Below are 18025 nucleotides of genomic sequence, written 5' to 3' on the forward strand. Positions count from 1 at the left end.
CCTCCCCCCCCTCCGCCCCCGCCCCCTCCATCATTTGGATCGGCGCATTGCCCTGCTCCGCCTGCTCCGCCGCTTCCTCCACTTGACCCTCCTGTTCCGCTACTTCCATCACTTCCGCATGTGGGAGGATTGGAACTTCCAGCCCCTCCATTGCCCCCATTTGGTGATCCTGCTGCGCCTGCCTGACCGAAGCATGGAGACCCTCCTCCGCACTTTCCTCCAGTCCCTCCAGTTCCGCTCGTTGCTACTGCTCCGTTGAATGTCGTATTTCCTCCAGTCCCTCCAGTTCCTCCATCTCCTGAACCCACCCCTCCGCCTCCTCCGCCTCCTCCGCCTCCTGCAACCAGCGTTATATTTACTGAAACAACTCCTGCAGGCTTTGTCCATGTTCCGTTTGCGGTGAAATTTACCTGTTGCTCTGATGTTGAAGAGACTGTTTCTAATGAAATCCTGCCTGTGCTGAAATTAACTGATACATTTGTTGTATTCGCAATTCTTCGGGGGTCTGTGAAGGAATCAGAGAGAGACTGTTTGGAATTTTCAAGCTTTGATGCATAGAACCATGCCTCAATCGTGAGAGCAGTTACGATGTTCAAGCCTGTGTGGTTCGTAACATTGATATAATCCACATCTCCGTCAAATTGGGCCGCCCCCCCTCCTATCCTATTTCCGCCGCTCCTGTTGATAAATGTGTTTCCATTCCTTGTTCCATTATAGCTTAGCCCGTAATCATAGTAATCATTGTCAAAAGGATACCATGCAACTAACCCATTGTCAGATATAGTTCCATTAATTATTCCGGAAGAGACATTCAGTACCCCATTCCTGTACCAGGTGAAGATGCTGGTGACGTTTACGGTCCCATCTCCTGCTGTGCTTCGGTTATAGCATGTTAGGTTCTGTGTCGTTATGTTTGAAGTCTCTGTTGAGTTGAGGATAGGAGCACTTTGGGTGGGCGGTGCATTCAATGCATACGCAATAATATCATTGAACTCAAACTTGATGGCATGATGAGCTTCAACCAACCATTCATTGATAAGAACTCCTTCAGTGTAGTTCCAATCCTGTTTTGTTATTTTTATTATTTTGTTTGTTATTGGGTCTAATCCTTTTTCATGATCAATGGATGCGTACTCATTTGATTCATTTGTTGAATTCGTATCTGATTCATTTGATATATTATTTACATTTCCAATCCTTGCCTTTAAATCAATAAACCGAAGATGATCTCGGGTTGCATTATCATCTATTGGCCATTCTCCCCAGGTTGTGTTATAGGTTTCATTGGTTATCAATGAGATTGTTAAGTTTCCAATTCCTGTTGTGTTGAAATACACTGTCCAGTTCTCTCCTAATTTCGCAACAGAGTGAAGTGTAAGGATTTCAAGGCTTAATTCATAGGTTTGATTGCTTAATGAAGGAACTATCCATTCAATGTAATCAATCAAGCTATTGTTATTCGTATCATAGTTTGTTGTTTCTATTTTTATTTTTGAATTATTAACAAGCCAATATAATGAGAATTGGTTATTGGAAACCTCTCTCGGCAGTTCTGTAAACGCAAGGATATCCTCATAATGGATGCCTGAGGAAATGGTGATTGTTTTTCTTGTATCTGAGATATTGAATTCCTCTGCTGCCGGGCCTTCAGTATAGTACTCCACCTCAGCCTCGGTTATGTTCTCTTCGATAATGAGCTCTGTAGTGTTTTCTTGCGCCAGTATCTCAGCAACAACATTCCCTGTAATCGCATTCTCAGGTTTCTGGCTGTTAATGGCTTTCTCTTTTCTTTCATCCTCAAAGTCCTCAAGCGTCTTTACTGTTGCGTTTTCCCTGACTTTCAACTTCTCTTTGGCTATTTCTTTGGCTTCCTGATCCTCAATCTTTCTTACTGTGATATTTGTTGCCTCTGGATGAATCTCTATATTGAAGCTTGCAGTCTCTGTGCTCAAATTGACAATTTTCGTCCATTTTACAGGCTTGCCAACAACGACGCTTGGTTTTCTTGTTGTGATTGAAGTATTCTCAGGCAAAACATTAATCTCAAACACATTTGAGATGAAGGAAGCAATGCCGTCTGAAACTGCAAGGTAAGCAAATTGCTGTGTTGGCGAATCGGCTGAAAGGGAGAGGAGATTGCCATTAATGCTGAAAGTTATATTCTCAATCGAAGGCAATGCATAGATGAGAGTATCATTATCAGGGTCAGAACAATACTGCGAAAGGTCAAGTTCAGTTTTTGTTCCTGCCAAAAAGCTGATGTTGGGGATGATGCTGCAGGATGGTCTTGCATTTTCAGTTGAGGTATACGCTATGGAATTGAGCATAACCTTGCCTTCCTCCAGTTCTACTTCAATCTTATACTCAGACTGGTTAAGGCTGATAGCGCATGTTTCCCTGCATTGGTCTGTAAACTCGATAATCGCATCAACGAAGGTGATGTTTACGGCTACGAGATTGCTTATAGCGCTCTGAATCGTGAGGTTTTCGATATCAAACTTATGATAAAGCACAGAGGCTGCTATTGTGTTTCTTTCTGTTGCTCCGTTTCTTCCATACTGGGCGTAATAGGTATCGTTCCATTGCTCTGATGCTGAATCAAGGCCCATCGATGCGCAGCATTCCTCCGATCCCTGGCAAGTAAATGTGGAAATCTCGGTATCGTATGAATAGGCTTCCCACCTGGTACATAGCGTTTCGGAGCTTGTGTTCCAGGAGAACGCTGCATCAATGTCCACGGTTACGGCGTCTTTCTTTGTTGCAATGCTTTTTGCAGGCTTCAGGATGATGGAGATATTGCTTGCGGTTTCATTTCCTGCCTGGATTTCAGTATGCTCTGTTGTATCATTTATTATACTCTCTTCTGCCTTGCCTATACTGTCACTTTTTCCAGTCTCGTTTGTTGTTGGTGCGCTTTCATTTGCTCCCTTCTTTGTAAGATCATCAACCGCATTGGTAAGATTGCTGCTTGTCTCGTTTGCGCCAATTTCAACATCTGAAACATTTGAGCTTAGATTGCTCTCATTGCTCACAGCGAATCCTGTGATAAGGATTCCTTCAGTTGTATTTGTGGGGTATTCAAAGAGCAGCAGTCTTGTGTCATTGGCTATAAAGTAGATCTTCATTGGCTTTGTTCCTATGTACGTGCCGGAGATCTTTACCCAGCCTATATCCCGCCTTACAGGTTTCCAGTCTATGATCTGAGATGAGGTGAATGACTGGTTGAGCGTCTCAGTATACACCTTTGTTTTTCCCTGAGGAACAAATCCTGTAGGGCCATTAATGATATTGGACAGGCCAAACACGATTATTATGAGGAGCACACCTATAATCCCTATTACTTTTGCCGCGCTTGCCTGCATTTCCCTCTGAACCAGGCTTTTTGCAATGTCCTCATCATAGCCATATGTGAGGATGGCTTTGTAAACAGAGCTGTATGAGTAGCCAGATCTCCGCTGCTTGCGGATATACTGCCTTAACTGCCTTTTACGCTCTTTTCTCATGTTTCCTTGCTTTATTGACTGTATTCCAGATGTTTCTCTGATCCCTGTGCAGGAGTTTAGCAATCTGATGATAGGGAAGGTGGCTGAGCTCAAGTGAAATCGATTCGAGAGGCGAAAGATTTCTTTTTGCCAAGGCTTTCAAAGGAATTCCAGCTTCTCCTTTAATCCTGAATCTGGAAGGATGTTTTCGCTTTGCAGCTGTAAAGGAAGCCCATATCGTGCGTGGGTTGCGGTTCAGCTTTCTTGCAATGGATGAGAAACTCTCGGCTTTCTGCTCGTGAAGGTATTTTACTGCAGCTTCAAGAATGCCGAGCTTTGAGGTGAAGATATCAACTGGAAGCATGTCTTCTTCAAAGAATGAGAGCAACTCTTCCCTTGAGATTGAGCCAGAGGCTTTCAGGCTCTTTACCAATGAACTGAGGGCTCTCTTCAGCTCTGCCTGAGATTTCTTTTGCACAGTACTCTCTTCTTGCCCTTATGCCTTATAAACCTTGCTATTTTAAACTTATCTTTCATGTAGAATTACCTATTATTAATGTAATAATACTTATTAAAAATGTATATTAGTTATTTTATTACTTATCTTTAATGTAACTTCCCTACTGTAGGAGAATGATGAATAAGAACCAGAAATACTTGGGCCTGTTTGGAGGCCGGCTCATATCAGATGAATCTCAAGAACATCTGTATCTTTCAACACCGTGTCCAGCCTCAAAATCTTCTGGCCAGGAAACTTTGCGGTTGGGCCCCAGAGCCTTGCAAACTTGAACTTGGACTCAAACTCCCTATGGAGCTTTCTGCAGACATCCCTGATTGTGCATCCATGCGTCATGATCAAAGGCTCTTCCATATCAGGCTTCTTGCCAGGCTCCTTCATATACATCCTTATGAAGTTTAGTTTCCTGAATATGGCCTCTTTTAGCTGTTCGATGTTGATCCCTTTCTCCGCCGACACCAGGATATCGGCTTTAACATCCCTGGCAACAGCCTTTGCTTTCTCAGGATCAACCATGTCAATCTTGTTGACCACAGTTATTGCAGGAAGATAGATGCGGTTATCTTCGATGCAGTCAATCAACTGGTCATCACTAATATCTTCCCGAATAACAACCTCTGCGTTCATAATCCCCATCTCTTTCATAATCCCCTGTATTGTGGCGTCTGTAAGGGTGAGCTTCTTTACTGTCTTGCCGATGCGAATCCCTCCCCGGGCAGTCTTCTTGATCTTGACGTCAGGCCTTTTCTGGTTGATCCGGATCCCTGATTCAAATATCTCCCTGATCAGAACATTCAGGTGATCCTGGCTGTTGACATCTATAAGGATAATAACCAGGTTTGCGCTGCGCATGACGGCAAGGACCTCTTTTCCCCTGCCTGTACCTGCAGCAGCGCCTTTCACAATTCCAGGAACGTCAAGGATCTGGATTTTTGCGCCTTTATGCTCCAATAACCCCGGGATCACTGTAAGCGTGGTGAACGCGTACGCGGCTGTCTTGGATTCCTGATTGGTGAGCTTATTCAGAAGCGTGGATTTTCCGACTGAAGGGTAACCGAGGATGACTGCTGAAGCGTCTCCGGTTTTCCTCACGTCATAGCTGTAGGTCTTCCCTTTTCCTGCAGCCCTGCTTTGCTCCTTATCGCGCAATGCTGCAATCTTTGCCTTTACTAAACCAACGTGATGCTGCGTCTTTTTATTGTATTTTGTCTTTTTGAGCTCTTCCTCAAACTCCCTTATCTTTGAGTTGTACTCAGGCATGGACTGAAAGGAAAGATGCGGATTTAATAAGGTTGTGGGTCGCATTGAAAAGTTGCTCGCTTCGCTCGGCAGCGCCATGTTCGCCATGCGCAAGTCAGGCAGAACAGCGACATTCCCCGAAGGGGGCAACCCCCCTTGTCGCTCTGCTGTCTTATTTTAAGATGGCTCACGAGAGGGCGCTGCATGACTTTTCAATGCGACAAGGTTGTGGAAAGGTTTATAATTCACGGAGCAACCATCACCTTGTATGCCAAATCAAAAAATCATCGTTGTCATGCCTGCATACAATGCAAGCAGCACCATTGGAAGTGTTTTAGAACGAATCCCTCCTTCTCTGATGAAGAATCTCTTCCAAATCATCATAGTCAATGATGGAAGCGCTGATGATACTGGAATCGTCATAGAAGGATTGAAGGAGACATACAAAAAAATAAGGATACTGACGCATCCAAAAAATAAGGGATACGGAGCTGCACAGAAGACTGGGTTTGAGGAAGCTGTGAAGGAAGGGGCTGATATTGGCGTGCTGCTGCATTCTGACGGCCAATATGCGCCGGAGATCATGCACACCTTGCTTGATCCATTTGAGCATGGATATGATGTTGTGCAGGGAAGCAGGATGCTTGCAGGAGGTGCAATTAAGGGAGGGATGCCGCTCTACAAATATCTTGGCAATAAGTTCTTGACCTTTCTCGAGAATCTCGCCTATGGGCTCAATATGGCTGAGTATCACTCGGGGTATATGCTCTATTCAAAGAGGGCATTGGAAAATATCCCTTTTGAGAAATTAAGCAACACCTTCCATTTTGACGGAGAGATGCTGCTCATGGCTGCAAAGAAGAAGCTTAGGGTTAAGGAGATTCCGATCCCAACGCGCTACTCAACTGAGAAGAGCCATCTCAATCCCTTTACATACGGAATTGATGTCCTGAAGATTATCTACCGCAACTGGAGAGGGAAATACGATTTCTGATGAAATGGAAACTCGTTGTCAAGATTGCAGTCTCGGTGTTGTTGTTCCTGTTCTTTCTCACTTGGGTCGATGTGTTTACTGCATTTCAGACAGTTTCTGTCACGTGGGGCTGGTTTTTTTTGGGATTGATCGTCTTACTTCTTTCCCAATTCCTGAAGGCCGTCAGATTTGGCATGCTGAGCAATAAGGCAGGCATTGTCCGACCGTATTTTACGCATTTCTTGATACATAATGTTGTGACCTCATTTGGTTTAGTGACTCCGGGAAAGCTAGGAGAAGGAGGAAAGCTCTTCTATTACAAAGATGCTGACAAGAAGGCGCTTGGTGTTTGTTATATTCTGGAGAAATTCTCTGATTCTGTTGTTTTTGTTGTTTTCTCGTTGTTTTTGCTGGCTGCTTTGAATCTTAAATTTCTTATTTTTGTTCTATTGGGCGTATTGAGCATCCTCGTTCTTGGAATTTTCTTTTTAAAGCCATTGATCACAAGGTTTTTTCCTCAATTTGATGTACATCTACTCAGAATATTCAGTATTAGCAATTTTTTAATGCTGGGAGGCCAGGCATTGCTTATCTGGCTTGCGGTTTTTTTTACGCAATACCTCTTTGCATTTGCTGTCGGGCTTGAGGCTCCTTTCTTTCTGTTTTGCCAGATCATGGCAGCTTCCTCTCTGCTCGGGATATTGAGCGGCCTGCCTGGAGGGGTTGGAAGCAGGGAGCTGACCCTAACCTTTTTATTTACCACACTATTAGCATCTGATAAAGGGATTGTTGGAGCATTTGCCATTGTGAATCTTTTTGGACAGTATACCGTGCTGGGGATACTGGCATTTGCTTCCCATTTGATGCTGAAAAGGAGATGAACTATGGCACTACAACTGGTCTTGAGCATCCTTGGAGCTCTCTTAATTATTGGCCTTTTTGCAGCATATCGCATCCTCAAAAAAACATCTGCGTCGATATCGCTTTTTAGATTGATTTGGGATTACTTCATCCTTGAGCCAATTGTTTTTGTGTTTCGGTGGATACCCGGAGGGTGGGGCATTATCGCAAGGTATGGGCTCTATAAGCTCTTATTCAAGAAATTAGGGAAGCGCTGCATCATCATGGAGGGAGTAAAAATCCTTTTCCCCGAGAACATGGAAGTAGGGGATAACTGCAGCATCAATGAGCACTGCTATTTCCATGCACGAGGGGGCATCAAGCTTGGAAACTGGGTCAGGCTTGGGCCAAACATCGGGTTTTTCACCTGGAATCATGGCCATTCTGATCCTGAGAAACCGATCAAGCAGCAGGGCTTTATCCTGAAGCCGATTGTGGTTGAGGACGATGTCTGGATTGGCAATAATGCAACTATTGTGCAGGGAGTCACGATTGGCAAGCATTCCATTGTCGGAGCAGGGGCTGTTGTGACAAAAGATGTGGCTCCGTATTCCATCGTTGGAGGAGTGCCTGCAAAGGTGATAAAGGATAGAAGGGAAGCTAATTAATTACTATTTTTGTTGAGTGCTGGAGATAGAATATGGATATCCAAAAATCAGATTGTGGTTATATGGGGCAATGGCATCAATCCGTGCTTTCTATCAGTTTCTGGAATCTGTGGTATAATCCTGATTTGCAGGCTAAACTTGGCTTGGCAGGCATCAAGGGAGATTTTGTTGTGCTGGACGGACATTTTTGGTACAGGTCTCTAGATTGGGAGGCAATCCGAGAAAAGGTATGCACTGATCCCTTATTTGTCAGGAGGTTTATCCTGTATTGCAGAAAAACCTTGGATAATGCATTAAAGGCATCAGAGAGATTTAGCACAGACAGCGCAGATGGAAGCCTGCTTGAGAGAACCAGATTCTTTTTTGCAACCTTTCGTACGATTACCGCTCCTTGGATTATGATTTCTCCGATAGGTGAAGCAGTGGAAAAACAACTATCTGCATATGCCTCTGAGAAAGGAATCCCTCTTGCTGAACTGGCTCATGAGGTGTGCGTTCCTGAACCTACTTATCTTATGAAGCAGCAACTCGATGCTCTTAGGATTTCCGCATTGATTGACTCAAAGGGCTTAAATGGGAAATCCTTGCCTGAAATAGAGAATGATGAAGAAATCTCCAGATTTTTGAATGCGCACATCTCTGAATTTGAATGGGTTGGGACGCATCATCTTGCAGGCGAACCTTTCACAAAGGAGAAACTGTTAGAAGAGATACACAGGGGCATCCCTGCGCCATCTGAAACAAGAACTTCAACTCATCCTCCTGTTAAGTCTGCCAGCGAGCTATCATACCTGCGCCTCCTTTGCGCAGAGGTTTCTGATATTGTTGCATTTCGGGCCAGGCTTTTGCTTGATCAGGTAACCACTGCTATAGGTATGGATGCAAACTGGCTTTCTGAAGACGAGATCCTGTCTGCATTAGATGGATTCAAAAAACACCTTAGCGCCATTGATATTGTCTCAAGAAAGAATCTTTTTGGTGCTGTTATTGAAAATGGAAAGCAGAAGATTCTTACTGGTGCTGAGGTCAATGCACTCCTTGGAGTGATGCGGCCAAAGCAGTCCTCTGATATTACTGAAGTCAGAGGCTCCGTTGCATGCAGAGGAATTGCTCGAGGGAAGGTGAGGCTTCTTATTAGAAATGAGGATGCCAAGAGATTTCATGAAGGCGAGATTCTTGTTGCTCCTGAAACGACGCCTGATTTTGTTCCTGCATTCAAAAAAGCCAGAGCAGTTGTTACTGACAGAGGAGGCATAACCTCTCATGCTGCTGTCGTAAGCCGGGAATTTAACATTCCATGTATCATCGGGACTTCCATTGCCACACAGGTATTCAAAGATGGGGATCTTGTCGAGGTTGATGCAGAGAAGGGCATTGTGAGGAAGATCACCCCAAAATAATCTCCTCTGCCCTCTTTCTATTTTCAGGATTGTATGCTATTTCCTGTGGGGCAATGACTCGAAATGAGAATGGGAAGAGATGCCTCTTGTCCATGTGAGGGAGGCCAGGCCTGAACTCCTCAAGCCTTATGATTTTGGCATCCTCTGATCCTGACTGGAAAGGCTTGATATAGGTGTCAGTTGAAAGTTTTGGCTGGGCATCCGGAATCTTCTGGTCTACGCAGATCACCTGATGCCGCTCGATCTGCAACCCTTTCCTTATCTCCTCATTCAGTGTCTCAGTCTCTATGGGAGTTCCCCGCCTTCGCCTGATTTCTCTTATAGTTTCTTTATCTTCTAGACCAACAAAAAACAAATCCCGGTAGGGCTCCTGCTTCTGGAAGACCATTCTGGCAAGGTATGCCGCTGCCTGCTGTCTGGGATCTCCGTTATTCTCTTCGAGCAACTTCTTCTTCAATCCTTCCTCTGAGTAGTTCATTAGCTCTCCAATCTCTTTTTTTCTCAGCTCCAGAGCAGTGTGCAGCATCTCATCAAATGCGCAGGTGTTCCTGTTGTGATATACTCCCAAATACATATTCCTGTACACTGTGATAAACATCTCGATATTTGGAAGGCAGTCCTGTGTAAAGTAGATGATTTTTCCATCAATGCCTGAGCACTGAATAAATCTTTCATGCTTAAGGCTGTCTCCGAATCCTGTCGTATTGGTAGAATCCCTCATGAGATAATCCAGGCGGTCTACATCCAAAGAGCCTGCAATCAACTGCTGGCCATAAGGGTTTCCCCTATACTTACCGTCTATAAGCGCGATGACTTCATCAGGATCCACGTTGAATTCTTTTAATACATCCAGGATTTCCTTCGATTCTCTAATCCTCTTTACAGACTCTTTCTCGTGGTGAAAGTGGTTCTCATTGAGGAACTTCTCAGCTGCGTGAGAGAATGGAGAATGGCCGATGTCATGGAGCATTGCTGCAGATTCTAATGTGTAAGTCTCTTGTTTAGACAGGTTCAGATAGCGGCTAAAGAGCCCAGCAAGAATAGATGAGCCAATAAGATGTTCCCTGCGCCGATGTGTTGCATTTGGAAAGAGATTTGACGACAAGCCAAGCTGCGTGAGGCCTTCGGCTTCAAGGACAGGCTCTGTGGATTTCAGGCTGGTTTGCAATTCGTCAAGATCAACAGACCCGTATACCCTGTCAGCCAGCTGCCTGCTCATCGCTTCTGGCTGATCATGTCTGCAATCAGCCCGAACAGCAAAATCTGCACGCCCATAATGATAAGGATAACTGCAGAATCATCGCCGAATCTTGTTATTGCTCCAACCCTTACAAGGTAGCCGACCAAAAGGCCGAAGAGCAGCACAAGGCTTCCCAGAGGAACAAATATCTTTAATGGGAATGTGTGGTAATACAATCGCAGGATATTGGGCAGCACTTTGAAGGGATATTTCAATGAGATGAATGATTTGCCGGCAGTCCTCTTATGGAAGACAACTGGAACTTCAATGACACGCATATTCTTTCTCCATGCATCAATGATCAGCTGCTGGGTCTCATTGTAGTCAGACATCATCTGCATCCTGTCAAGGTAGCGCCTGTGGAACGCCATAATCCCGGTTTGGCCGTCAGTTATCCTCAACCCAGTGAACTTTGAGGTAACCCAGCTGAAGAATGAATTCCCTGCTTTTCGATATGCGGGCATGCTATACTCTATTGAGCCGAGAAACCTTGAGCCAAAGACTGCATCAGCCCTGTCTTCGAGTATCGGTGCAATAACCTTTTCGATATCCAGGGGATCGTGCTGATAGTCTGCATCGATCTTGACTGCAATATCAGCTCCCATCTCTCTTGCAGTCTCCATGCCTGTCCGGGTTGCTGCACCTAAACCGCGGTTGAACGGATGCGTGATGACCCTGACTCCTTTCTCCCTGCCTATTTTTGCTGTATGGTCACGTGAGCCGTCATTCACAACAATAACCTCAACAGTATACCTTTTTCTTTCCCTGTAGGTCTCTTTGATTGTGTCTATGATCCTGCCGATTGTTGCTTCTTCGTTATATGCGGGAATATACACTACAACCTTCTTCATGCTGCTTCCATCTTTTATCATTGTATCACTTCCTTAACAGCATTTACCATAAAGTCAAGCTGCTCTTGCTGCAAACCTGGGAACATAGGAAGGGTGATGCATGCCTTTGAAGCACTTTCTGTCACAGGAAGCCTGAGTCTCTCATATGCTTTGTATGCAGGCTGCGTATGGGCAGGAGGATCAAAATGCACGGACGCCATCACTCCTCTCTTTCGCAGCTCATTGACGATCCTATCACGGCCTTTTTCCACCTGAATCACATACATCTGATAGGTGTGCCTTGCATGCTCATGCTCAAAGGGAACCTTAAGCCCAGGGATATTCTCCAACTGCCTGTTCAGATATGCAGCGTGCTGCCTCCTCTTCCCGTTGAACTGGTCAACTTTCTTCAGCTGGGAATCTCCCAACGCAGCAAGCATATTTGACATGCGCATATTGTGGCCTGGATACAGCGAGGAGCGAATCCATGGCTTGTCCATCTTTTCCCTGTCTATTGTCTTTGAATGCATGCCATGAGCGCTCATTGCTGCAATCTTCTCTGCAAACTCCTTATCGTTGGTTGTAATCATGCCTCCTTCGCCTGTTGTAATGTTCTTTGTCGGGAAAAATGAGAAGCACCCGATACCGAAGGATCCAGTTTTCTTCCCTTTCCATGTGCCTCCAATGCATTCTGCGCTGTCTTCAATAACTTTAAGATTATGCTCCTCTGCAGTCTCCATAATCTGGCCCATGTTTGCAGATTGTCCAGCGTAATGGACAGGCATGATTGCTGTGGTCTTTGGAGAGATCGCCTTTCTTACTGCATCAGGATTGATGCAGAGCGTTTTAGGATCAATATCCACAAACACTGGCTTTGCTCCTGCAGCTACTACAGCATTGGCAGAGGCAGGAAATGTGAAGCTTGGAAGAATGATCTCGCCTTTCAACTCCTGGCAAGCCAGGAAAAGGGCAGATGTGCAGCTGTTGAGAGTAACTGCATGCTTCACGCCAATATATTCTGCGAAATGCTCCTCAAACTCCTTATTTTTCTGGCCATGGGCAAGCCATCGTGAAGAAAGCACTCCTGTGACTGCCAGAATGTCGTCTTCTCCGATTTCCGGTATACACAGAGGGATGTTCATTTTCTGATGGTGAGCTCTGCCAAGGCTCCGAAGAGGAAAATCTGCAATGCAGCAACTATCAATACAATGACGCTGATGTCCATCAATTTATGGAGTATAAAAAATGAATAGGCAAATACAAGCCCCGCTCCCATGATCAAGACCGCGCTGACTAGACCGAACATCCTCATTGGCCTGAAATAGGTCATAAGCCTGATAATGAGCATGCAAAAGTTCTTGAAATCCCTGAATGGCTTTACTGAAGAAACCCCTTTCCTCCTGAAATACCGTATTGGGACAAATTTTACAGTATACTCATTGGTGAGGCATGCGATTGTTAATGTTGTCGTAAATGAGAACCCTTGTGGGAAAAGGTTGAAGAATTTCATTGCAATCCCTTTTCTGAACAACCGGAGTCCTGAGTTGAGATCCGGGATATTCTTTCCTGTCAGGAATCTGGCTAATGCTGTCAGGATTTTTTTTGCAGGGATCCTGAACAAGGGGATATGGGGATTCTTTGTTCTCGCTCCTACAACCATATCATATCCTGTATAGAGAAGGAGCTTTGGAATATCCTGGATAGGATAGGTTCCGTCAGCATCAAGAATCAGGATCCATTCGTGCTCAGCAGCCACCAATGCCTTTTTGATCGACGCGCCATAGCCGAGGTTATAGGGATTATTGATTATCTTCACAAACGACATTCTTTTCAGGATTTCTAATGAGCGGTCTGTGGAGCCATCGTTTACTGCAATAATCTCATACGTTTTTCTTGTGGAGTCCATCACTCTCTTTACATGGCGGACAGTTTCCTCTACAGCCTGCTCTTCATTATACACAGGTATGATGACGCTTATCATTGCATTGCTCCCTGGCTTCTTTTGTACCACCCAACAAACTCTTTTATGCCTTCTGCTATCGGCACATTCGGCTTGTATCCAAGAAGCAGCTTTGCCTTCGTTATGTCAGCCCAGGTGTTGTCCACGTCTCCTCTCTGAACTGGCTTTCTGATAATTTTTGCCTTTTTTCCGATATTCTTTTCCAGCAGCTCAATGATTGCAGGAAGCTCCACCGGATTCCCACTTGCCACATTGATGATCTCAAATTTGAGCTCTTTGTCCAATGCGAGGAGGATTGCCCTCACCGTATCTTTTACGTTTGTGTAGTCTCTCTTTGTGCCCTCTCCGTATATCTCGATTGGGACTCCTTTGTTGATTTTCTCTGTGAATCCATAGATTGCCATGTCAGGCCTTCCCCTTGGCCCGTAGACTGTGAAGAGCCTTAGGATTGCAATGTTCAAGCCATACTGCTTATGGTAATAGCTGCATATAAGCTCTGCAGACTTCTTGGTTGCAGCATAGATCGATTCTTGGTTCTCAGTTGATTGATCTTCTTTAAATGGCAATGAGCTGTTGCCGTAGACAGAGGACGATGAGGAAAAGACTACAGACTTGACTTTGAAATCCTTGCAAAGCTCAAGGACGTTGATTGTCCCTATCCCGTTTACCTTGGCATAGACCTGCGGTTCCTGGGAGGAGTATCTCACTCCTGCCATGGCAGCAAGATGGATGACTTTTTCAGGTGCTTCTTTTTCAAAGATGCCTTTTAATGCGTCTTTTTCGGTGATATCTTTTTTGTATACTGTGAAGTTTCTATCCTTCTTTATCCCTTCAATGTTCTTTTCCTTTATCTTAGGATTGTAGTAATCGTTGAAATTGTCAACACAGATGACAGCATCGCCTCTTGCTATGAGGGCTTCGCATACATGAGAGCCGATGAAGCCGGCTCCGCCTGTCACAAGGATTTTCATTACTGAGAAGAACCGAGAGATGTTTTTAAAGGTTTAGCTTGGAGAAAGCAGTATCTTCATGCCTGCAGCAGCCTTTCTTGTGAACTCTCCGACAGAGCGCACTTTAAGCACCTCCTGCCAGATGTATCTTGGCCTGAAGTAGAAGGATTTGTAGGCGTGCTCGCACATCTTGAAGAGCTCCTCTTTTGGGTAGAGGCCGCAGGTCGGAGGGTCAAATGCAGTTGTTGGGTTTTCTGCGTATTTCTTCCAGGCTTCCATGACTGAGGTGTTGCCCTGGCTAAGCAAATCGCGCCATACTTCGGTTTCAGGGAAGGGAGTAAAAACAGTAAAGTGGCAGAATGAAGGCTTAAGCTTTTTTGCAAACCTGATCGTTTCGAGCATCTCTTCTTTTGTTTCTCCGGGCAGACCAAGAATGAAATAGCCCAAGCGATCCATTCCTACTTCCTTGCAGAGCCTAAAGGCTTTTTCTATCTGAGGAATTGTTACCCCTTTTTTTACTGTCTGCAGGCCTTTTACTGTTCCTGATTCAACACCAAAATTGATCCTCTCGCAGCCTGCTTTTTTCATCAGCTTGAGAAGCTCTTCATCAACGCTATCAACCCTTGTCCTGCAGTCCCAGATGATCTCCAGCTTTCTGCTGAGGATCTCATCGCATATCTCCTTTGCCCTTCTCCTGTTCAATGTCCAGGTGTCATCATAAAAAAGGATCTCATTGATGCCGAGCTGCTTGCAGCTCTCCATCTCATCTACTACAAGCTTCGCTGATCTTGCCCGAAAGGTCTTTCCTCCTGCCTGTGGGCGATCACAGAATGTGCAGAGGTATGGACAGCCCCTGCTGGTGACCATTGTTGTAAGGGGATTTGCTTTTGATAATACTGAGTAGTACTTTTTGTAAGGGGTGAGGGTCCGGTCAGGCATGGGAAGCTCGTCCAAGTTCTGGATGAATGGCTTGGGAGGAGTCACGATGACCCTTCCTTCCTTGTTTTTGAAATAGATCCCGCTGACCTGCCTTAGCTTTTCATCGCTATGGAGATTCTCTATTAACTCAGTAAATGTTTTCTCTCCCTCTCCTGCCACAACAATATCCACGTTCGGCTGGCGGATCGTCTCATTTGGGAACATGGTTGCATGGGGGCCGCCAAAGACAATCTTGATGCAGGGGTTGATCTCCTTGATGGCTTTTGCAAGGTTTAAGGAGTCGAGAAGCGTGAAGGTTAAGGCAGCCATCCCTACTACGTCTGGGTTTATCTCCCTGACTTTCCTTTTCACATCCTCATAGGACATCCCTTCAACCTGAGTGTCAAGAACTAACGCTTTGTGAGAAGTCCAGGCATTGATGCAGGTTGCGAGCCAGATAAGGCCCATCGGAGGATTGTAGCCGCGGTCTGTGGTGACGAATTTTGGCGTCTCTGCCTGGATCAGATTCTGCAATGGTGGGTTGATGAAGAGGATGTTCATTTTCCTGGTTAGGTTTGGGCTGGTATTAAATGGTTTATGTTTTCACTATGGTTAACTTCTCCTATAAATAAGTTATGGGCCTGCGGAGATTTGAATTCCGGCTGTTCGTCTCCGGACCACCGGCTCGCTTAGAGCCATCTCCAATGGAGACACTGCCATATAAGACCGGCGCTCCATTGCCTGCGTCCAGCTTCGCTGGCAGCACCAGGCTAAGCTACAGGCCCACGCATACTGTTATCAGAGGTTTTTATTTAAATATTCCTTTTTAAGAACACTTAATTATCTTTTTATAAATCTGAACCATCCTCTCAAAAATAGGGCTGAAATCATCACCTTCATAGGTTTTTAGCCCTTTGAAACTCGTCCTAACCCTTGCTTGTGGGTCAATCCAAAAATGCGGCTCATCATAACAAAAGCCACGCTTACAATACGAGCCACACGCCAATTCTCCTTGTTCATTGAAACGGATGGCTACTGCATGATCAATGTTTTTTACCTTTAAAAACGCGCCATACACTATTAGGGTAAGCAGAGCCACATCCCTGCACGTGAGAATCTCTCCTTTGGTTTCTAGTATATCCCTGGCAATAGGGACTTTTGGGATAGGCATATATACACTCTCAAAATAAAAGCCTGCGCCGTTTCCATCAGGAAGGATATACGCAACCCCCTCTAAACCTGCCTCATCCAATCTACGCTGAGAAAGCAGTTCTTGCTCTTCTAATATCCCTCTAATCGCTTGGGTTACCTTGTTTTCTATACTCGGCTCGCTTCTAAGTCCTGTTGGATAGCCACTGGAGTGCCCTCTTGCCAGGAAAGTATCCCCTCTGCAGGCATGTGAATCGCTCATTTTGTGAGGGAAATCTGAGGGATTATTTAAATCTCTCCACAACCTTTTTATAAGCACTTTTATTCTGTTTATATGAGGGTCCGTGGTCTAGCGGTTATGATGACGCCCTTACAAGGAGGCTAAGCAAGGCGTTGGTCCCCGGTTCGAATGGTGAAGGCTTAAAGCTTCGCTCTGAAAGTCCGGGCGGACCCACTTTATCAATCATGGCTGAAAAACGATACCACCTCATCATTTCAGGAAGAGTGCAGGGAGTGCTTTTTAGGTATAACTCAAAGCTGAAGGCTGACCGCTTAGGCATCTATGGCTGGGTGCAGAACATGAAGGACGGCTCTGTTGAAATCGTGTGCCAGGGAGAGGCTGGTAAGCTCCGTGAGTTTATTGATTGGTGCGGGAAAGGCCCGTTTTTAGCTAAAGTAAGGGGCATCAAGATAACAGAGGAAAGGGTTAAGAAGGAGTTTCAATCCTTCTCCATCCGATATGCGATAGTAGTATAAAGGCCAGTATACAACGTTGCCAATAGCAGAACTCTGTATTTGCTACGTAAAGACGTTGGGATCCGGGTTCGATTCCCGGCTATCGCATAAGCGATAGTCGGTCCGAGACGAAGTCTCACTACCGGCTATCGCACCTTACTTCTGGGAGTATCGGTGTCAAGACAACTATACGCGGAAGCGGAAGATTTAGAAGTGTTAGAAGAAAGTGATGACGAGATGAATGCAAACAAAAGAAAGATAAAGATAAGATTCAAACTAAACAAAGGAAGCTACGCAACAGAATACATAAAACCAACATTTGAATAAAATGGCAAACTATTGGCAAGTCGTCAAAAAAGCAATAGGGGACGCAGACATACTTTTGTTAGTCCTAGACTCAAGATTCATAGAAGAGACAAGAAACGAAGAGATAGAAGAGAAAATAAGAGCAGCTGGAAAAAAACTGATCTACGTAATGACAAAGTGCGACCTTGCAGAACAAGAATACATGGAAAAAATCAAGCACAAACTAAAACCCTCAGTGTTCGTCTCATCAAAAGAATTCTTGGGAACAACAATCCTCAAAGAAAAAATATTGATAGAAGCAAAAAGGATGGACAGCAAAGAAAGAATCAAAGTTGGAGTTTTAGGATATCCAAACGTAGGAAAATCATCACTGATAAACGCATTGAAAGGAAGAAAAGTAGCACCAACAAGCATCACAAGCGGGCAGACAAGAGGGGTACAAAAAATAAACTTCGGATCAAGAATAGCATTCCTGGACACGCCGGGAGTCATACCCTATCGAGAAAAAGACAAAAACAAACACGCACTTACTGGAACTATAGACTTCGCAAAAACAAAAGAACCAGACCTAGCAGTCATGCACATCATGGAACAATACCCCGGAAAAATAGAGAGACATTATGAAGTTGAAGTAACAGAAGACAAAGAACAAACACTAGAACAGATAGCGCTAAAGAAAAAAGTATTGCTAAAAGCAGGAGAGCCAGACACAGTACGCATGGCGGTAGTCATACTGAAAGAATGGCAGACAGGAAAAATAAAAACATAAAAAATATTTCTAAAAGAGCTATGGTCTTTGTTGATGGAAACAACTTTTA

At 44.8% G+C, this 18025-nt stretch carries 16 protein-coding genes and 2 tRNA genes; 7 read left to right on the forward strand and 11 right to left on the reverse strand.

Annotation, left to right across the window (positions count from 1 at the left end; genetic code table 11):
• From VJB08_04155 to VJB08_04165, 3 genes are all read right to left on the reverse strand, one after another.
• The coding region (locus tag VJB08_04155) for a hypothetical protein (protein HLD43152.1) at nt 1-3503 on the reverse strand (3503 nt) is incomplete at its 3' end.
• On the reverse strand, nt 3487-3960 hold the full coding sequence (locus VJB08_04160) for a hypothetical protein (GenBank protein HLD43153.1): 474 nt from the start codon (nt 3958-3960) through the stop codon (nt 3487-3489). The genes VJB08_04155 and VJB08_04160, both read right to left, overlap by 17 nt.
• Before the next feature lie 201 nt (nt 3961-4161).
• Nucleotides 4162-5259 (reverse strand): GTP-binding protein, encoded by a 1098-nt coding sequence (locus VJB08_04165; protein HLD43154.1) that lies wholly within the window; start codon nt 5257-5259, stop codon nt 4162-4164.
• A gap of 247 nt (nt 5260-5506) precedes the next feature.
• Here VJB08_04165 and VJB08_04170 point away from each other — a divergent pair, with 247 nt between their 5' ends.
• From VJB08_04170 to VJB08_04185, 4 genes are read left to right on the forward strand one after another with little or no spacing between them, the layout of a single operon-like run.
• Nucleotides 5507-6232: a glycosyltransferase family 2 protein gene (locus tag VJB08_04170; GenBank protein HLD43155.1), complete on the forward strand. Its 726-nt coding sequence runs from the start codon at nt 5507-5509 to the stop codon at nt 6230-6232.
• The gene (locus tag VJB08_04175) at nt 6232-7092 is read left to right on the forward strand and encodes a lysylphosphatidylglycerol synthase domain-containing protein (protein HLD43156.1); all 861 of its coding nucleotides are present in this window, start codon (nt 6232-6234) and stop codon (nt 7090-7092) included. Before VJB08_04170 ends, VJB08_04175 begins: the two co-directional genes overlap by 1 nt.
• 3 nt (nt 7093-7095) lie before the next feature.
• Nucleotides 7096-7719, forward strand: coding sequence for an acyltransferase (locus tag VJB08_04180; GenBank protein HLD43157.1), 624 nt, complete (start codon nt 7096-7098; stop codon nt 7717-7719).
• 32 nt (nt 7720-7751) lie between these two features.
• A complete protein-coding gene (locus tag VJB08_04185; GenBank protein ID HLD43158.1) occupies nt 7752-9119 on the forward strand; it encodes a PEP-utilizing enzyme in 1368 nt (455 codons plus the stop codon).
• Here VJB08_04185 and VJB08_04190 read toward each other — a convergent pair.
• From VJB08_04190 to VJB08_04225, 8 genes are all read right to left on the reverse strand, one after another.
• Nucleotides 9106-10338, reverse strand: a complete 1233-nt coding sequence (locus tag VJB08_04190) for an HD domain-containing protein (protein HLD43159.1) — start codon at nt 10336-10338, stop codon at nt 9106-9108. The two genes, VJB08_04185 and VJB08_04190, sit on opposite strands and share 14 nt — an antisense overlap.
• Complete coding sequence (locus tag VJB08_04195; GenBank protein ID HLD43160.1) at nt 10335-11231, reverse strand: glycosyltransferase family 2 protein; 897 nt, start codon at nt 11229-11231, stop codon at nt 10335-10337. Before VJB08_04195 ends, VJB08_04190 begins: the two co-directional genes overlap by 4 nt.
• Nucleotides 11228-12331 carry a DegT/DnrJ/EryC1/StrS family aminotransferase gene (locus VJB08_04200; GenBank protein ID HLD43161.1) on the reverse strand — a complete coding sequence of 368 codons (1104 nt, stop codon included), beginning with the start codon at nt 12329-12331 and terminating at the stop codon, nt 11228-11230. Before VJB08_04200 ends, VJB08_04195 begins: the two co-directional genes overlap by 4 nt.
• A complete protein-coding gene (locus tag VJB08_04205) occupies nt 12328-13170 on the reverse strand; it encodes a glycosyltransferase family 2 protein (protein ID HLD43162.1) in 843 nt (280 codons plus the stop codon). Before VJB08_04205 ends, VJB08_04200 begins: the two co-directional genes overlap by 4 nt.
• The gene (locus tag VJB08_04210) at nt 13167-14120 is read right to left on the reverse strand and encodes an NAD-dependent epimerase/dehydratase family protein (protein ID HLD43163.1); all 954 of its coding nucleotides are present in this window, start codon (nt 14118-14120) and stop codon (nt 13167-13169) included. Before VJB08_04210 ends, VJB08_04205 begins: the two co-directional genes overlap by 4 nt.
• A 33-nt stretch (nt 14121-14153) precedes the next feature.
• Entirely contained in the window at nt 14154-15578 is a 1425-nt protein-coding gene (locus VJB08_04215) for a radical SAM protein (GenBank protein ID HLD43164.1), read from the reverse strand.
• 75 nt (nt 15579-15653) lie between these two features.
• Nucleotides 15654-15802 (reverse strand) — tRNA-Ile (locus tag VJB08_04220).
• 41 nt (nt 15803-15843) lie between these two features.
• On the reverse strand, nt 15844-16428 hold the full coding sequence (locus VJB08_04225) for a hypothetical protein (GenBank protein ID HLD43165.1): 585 nt from the start codon (nt 16426-16428) through the stop codon (nt 15844-15846).
• 76 nt (nt 16429-16504) lie between these two features.
• Between VJB08_04225 and VJB08_04230 the strand changes: the two genes are divergently transcribed.
• The 3 genes from VJB08_04230 (at nt 16505) to VJB08_04240 (ending at nt 17976) form a co-directional block, all read left to right on the forward strand.
• Nucleotides 16505-16620: transfer RNA gene (locus tag VJB08_04230), tRNA-Val, on the forward strand.
• Nucleotides 16621-16631: 11 nt separating this feature from the next.
• Complete coding sequence (locus tag VJB08_04235) at nt 16632-16922, forward strand: acylphosphatase (GenBank protein ID HLD43166.1); 291 nt, start codon at nt 16632-16634, stop codon at nt 16920-16922.
• A 307-nt stretch (nt 16923-17229) separates the two neighbouring features.
• Nucleotides 17230-17976, forward strand: coding sequence for a GTPase (locus tag VJB08_04240; GenBank protein HLD43167.1), 747 nt, complete (start codon nt 17230-17232; stop codon nt 17974-17976).
• The last annotated feature ends 49 nt before the right edge of the window (nt 17977-18025 follow it).

It is taken from the genome of Candidatus Nanoarchaeia archaeon (genome assembly GCA_035290625.1).
Classification (GTDB): domain Archaea; phylum Nanobdellota; class Nanobdellia; order Woesearchaeales; family DATDTY01; genus DATDTY01.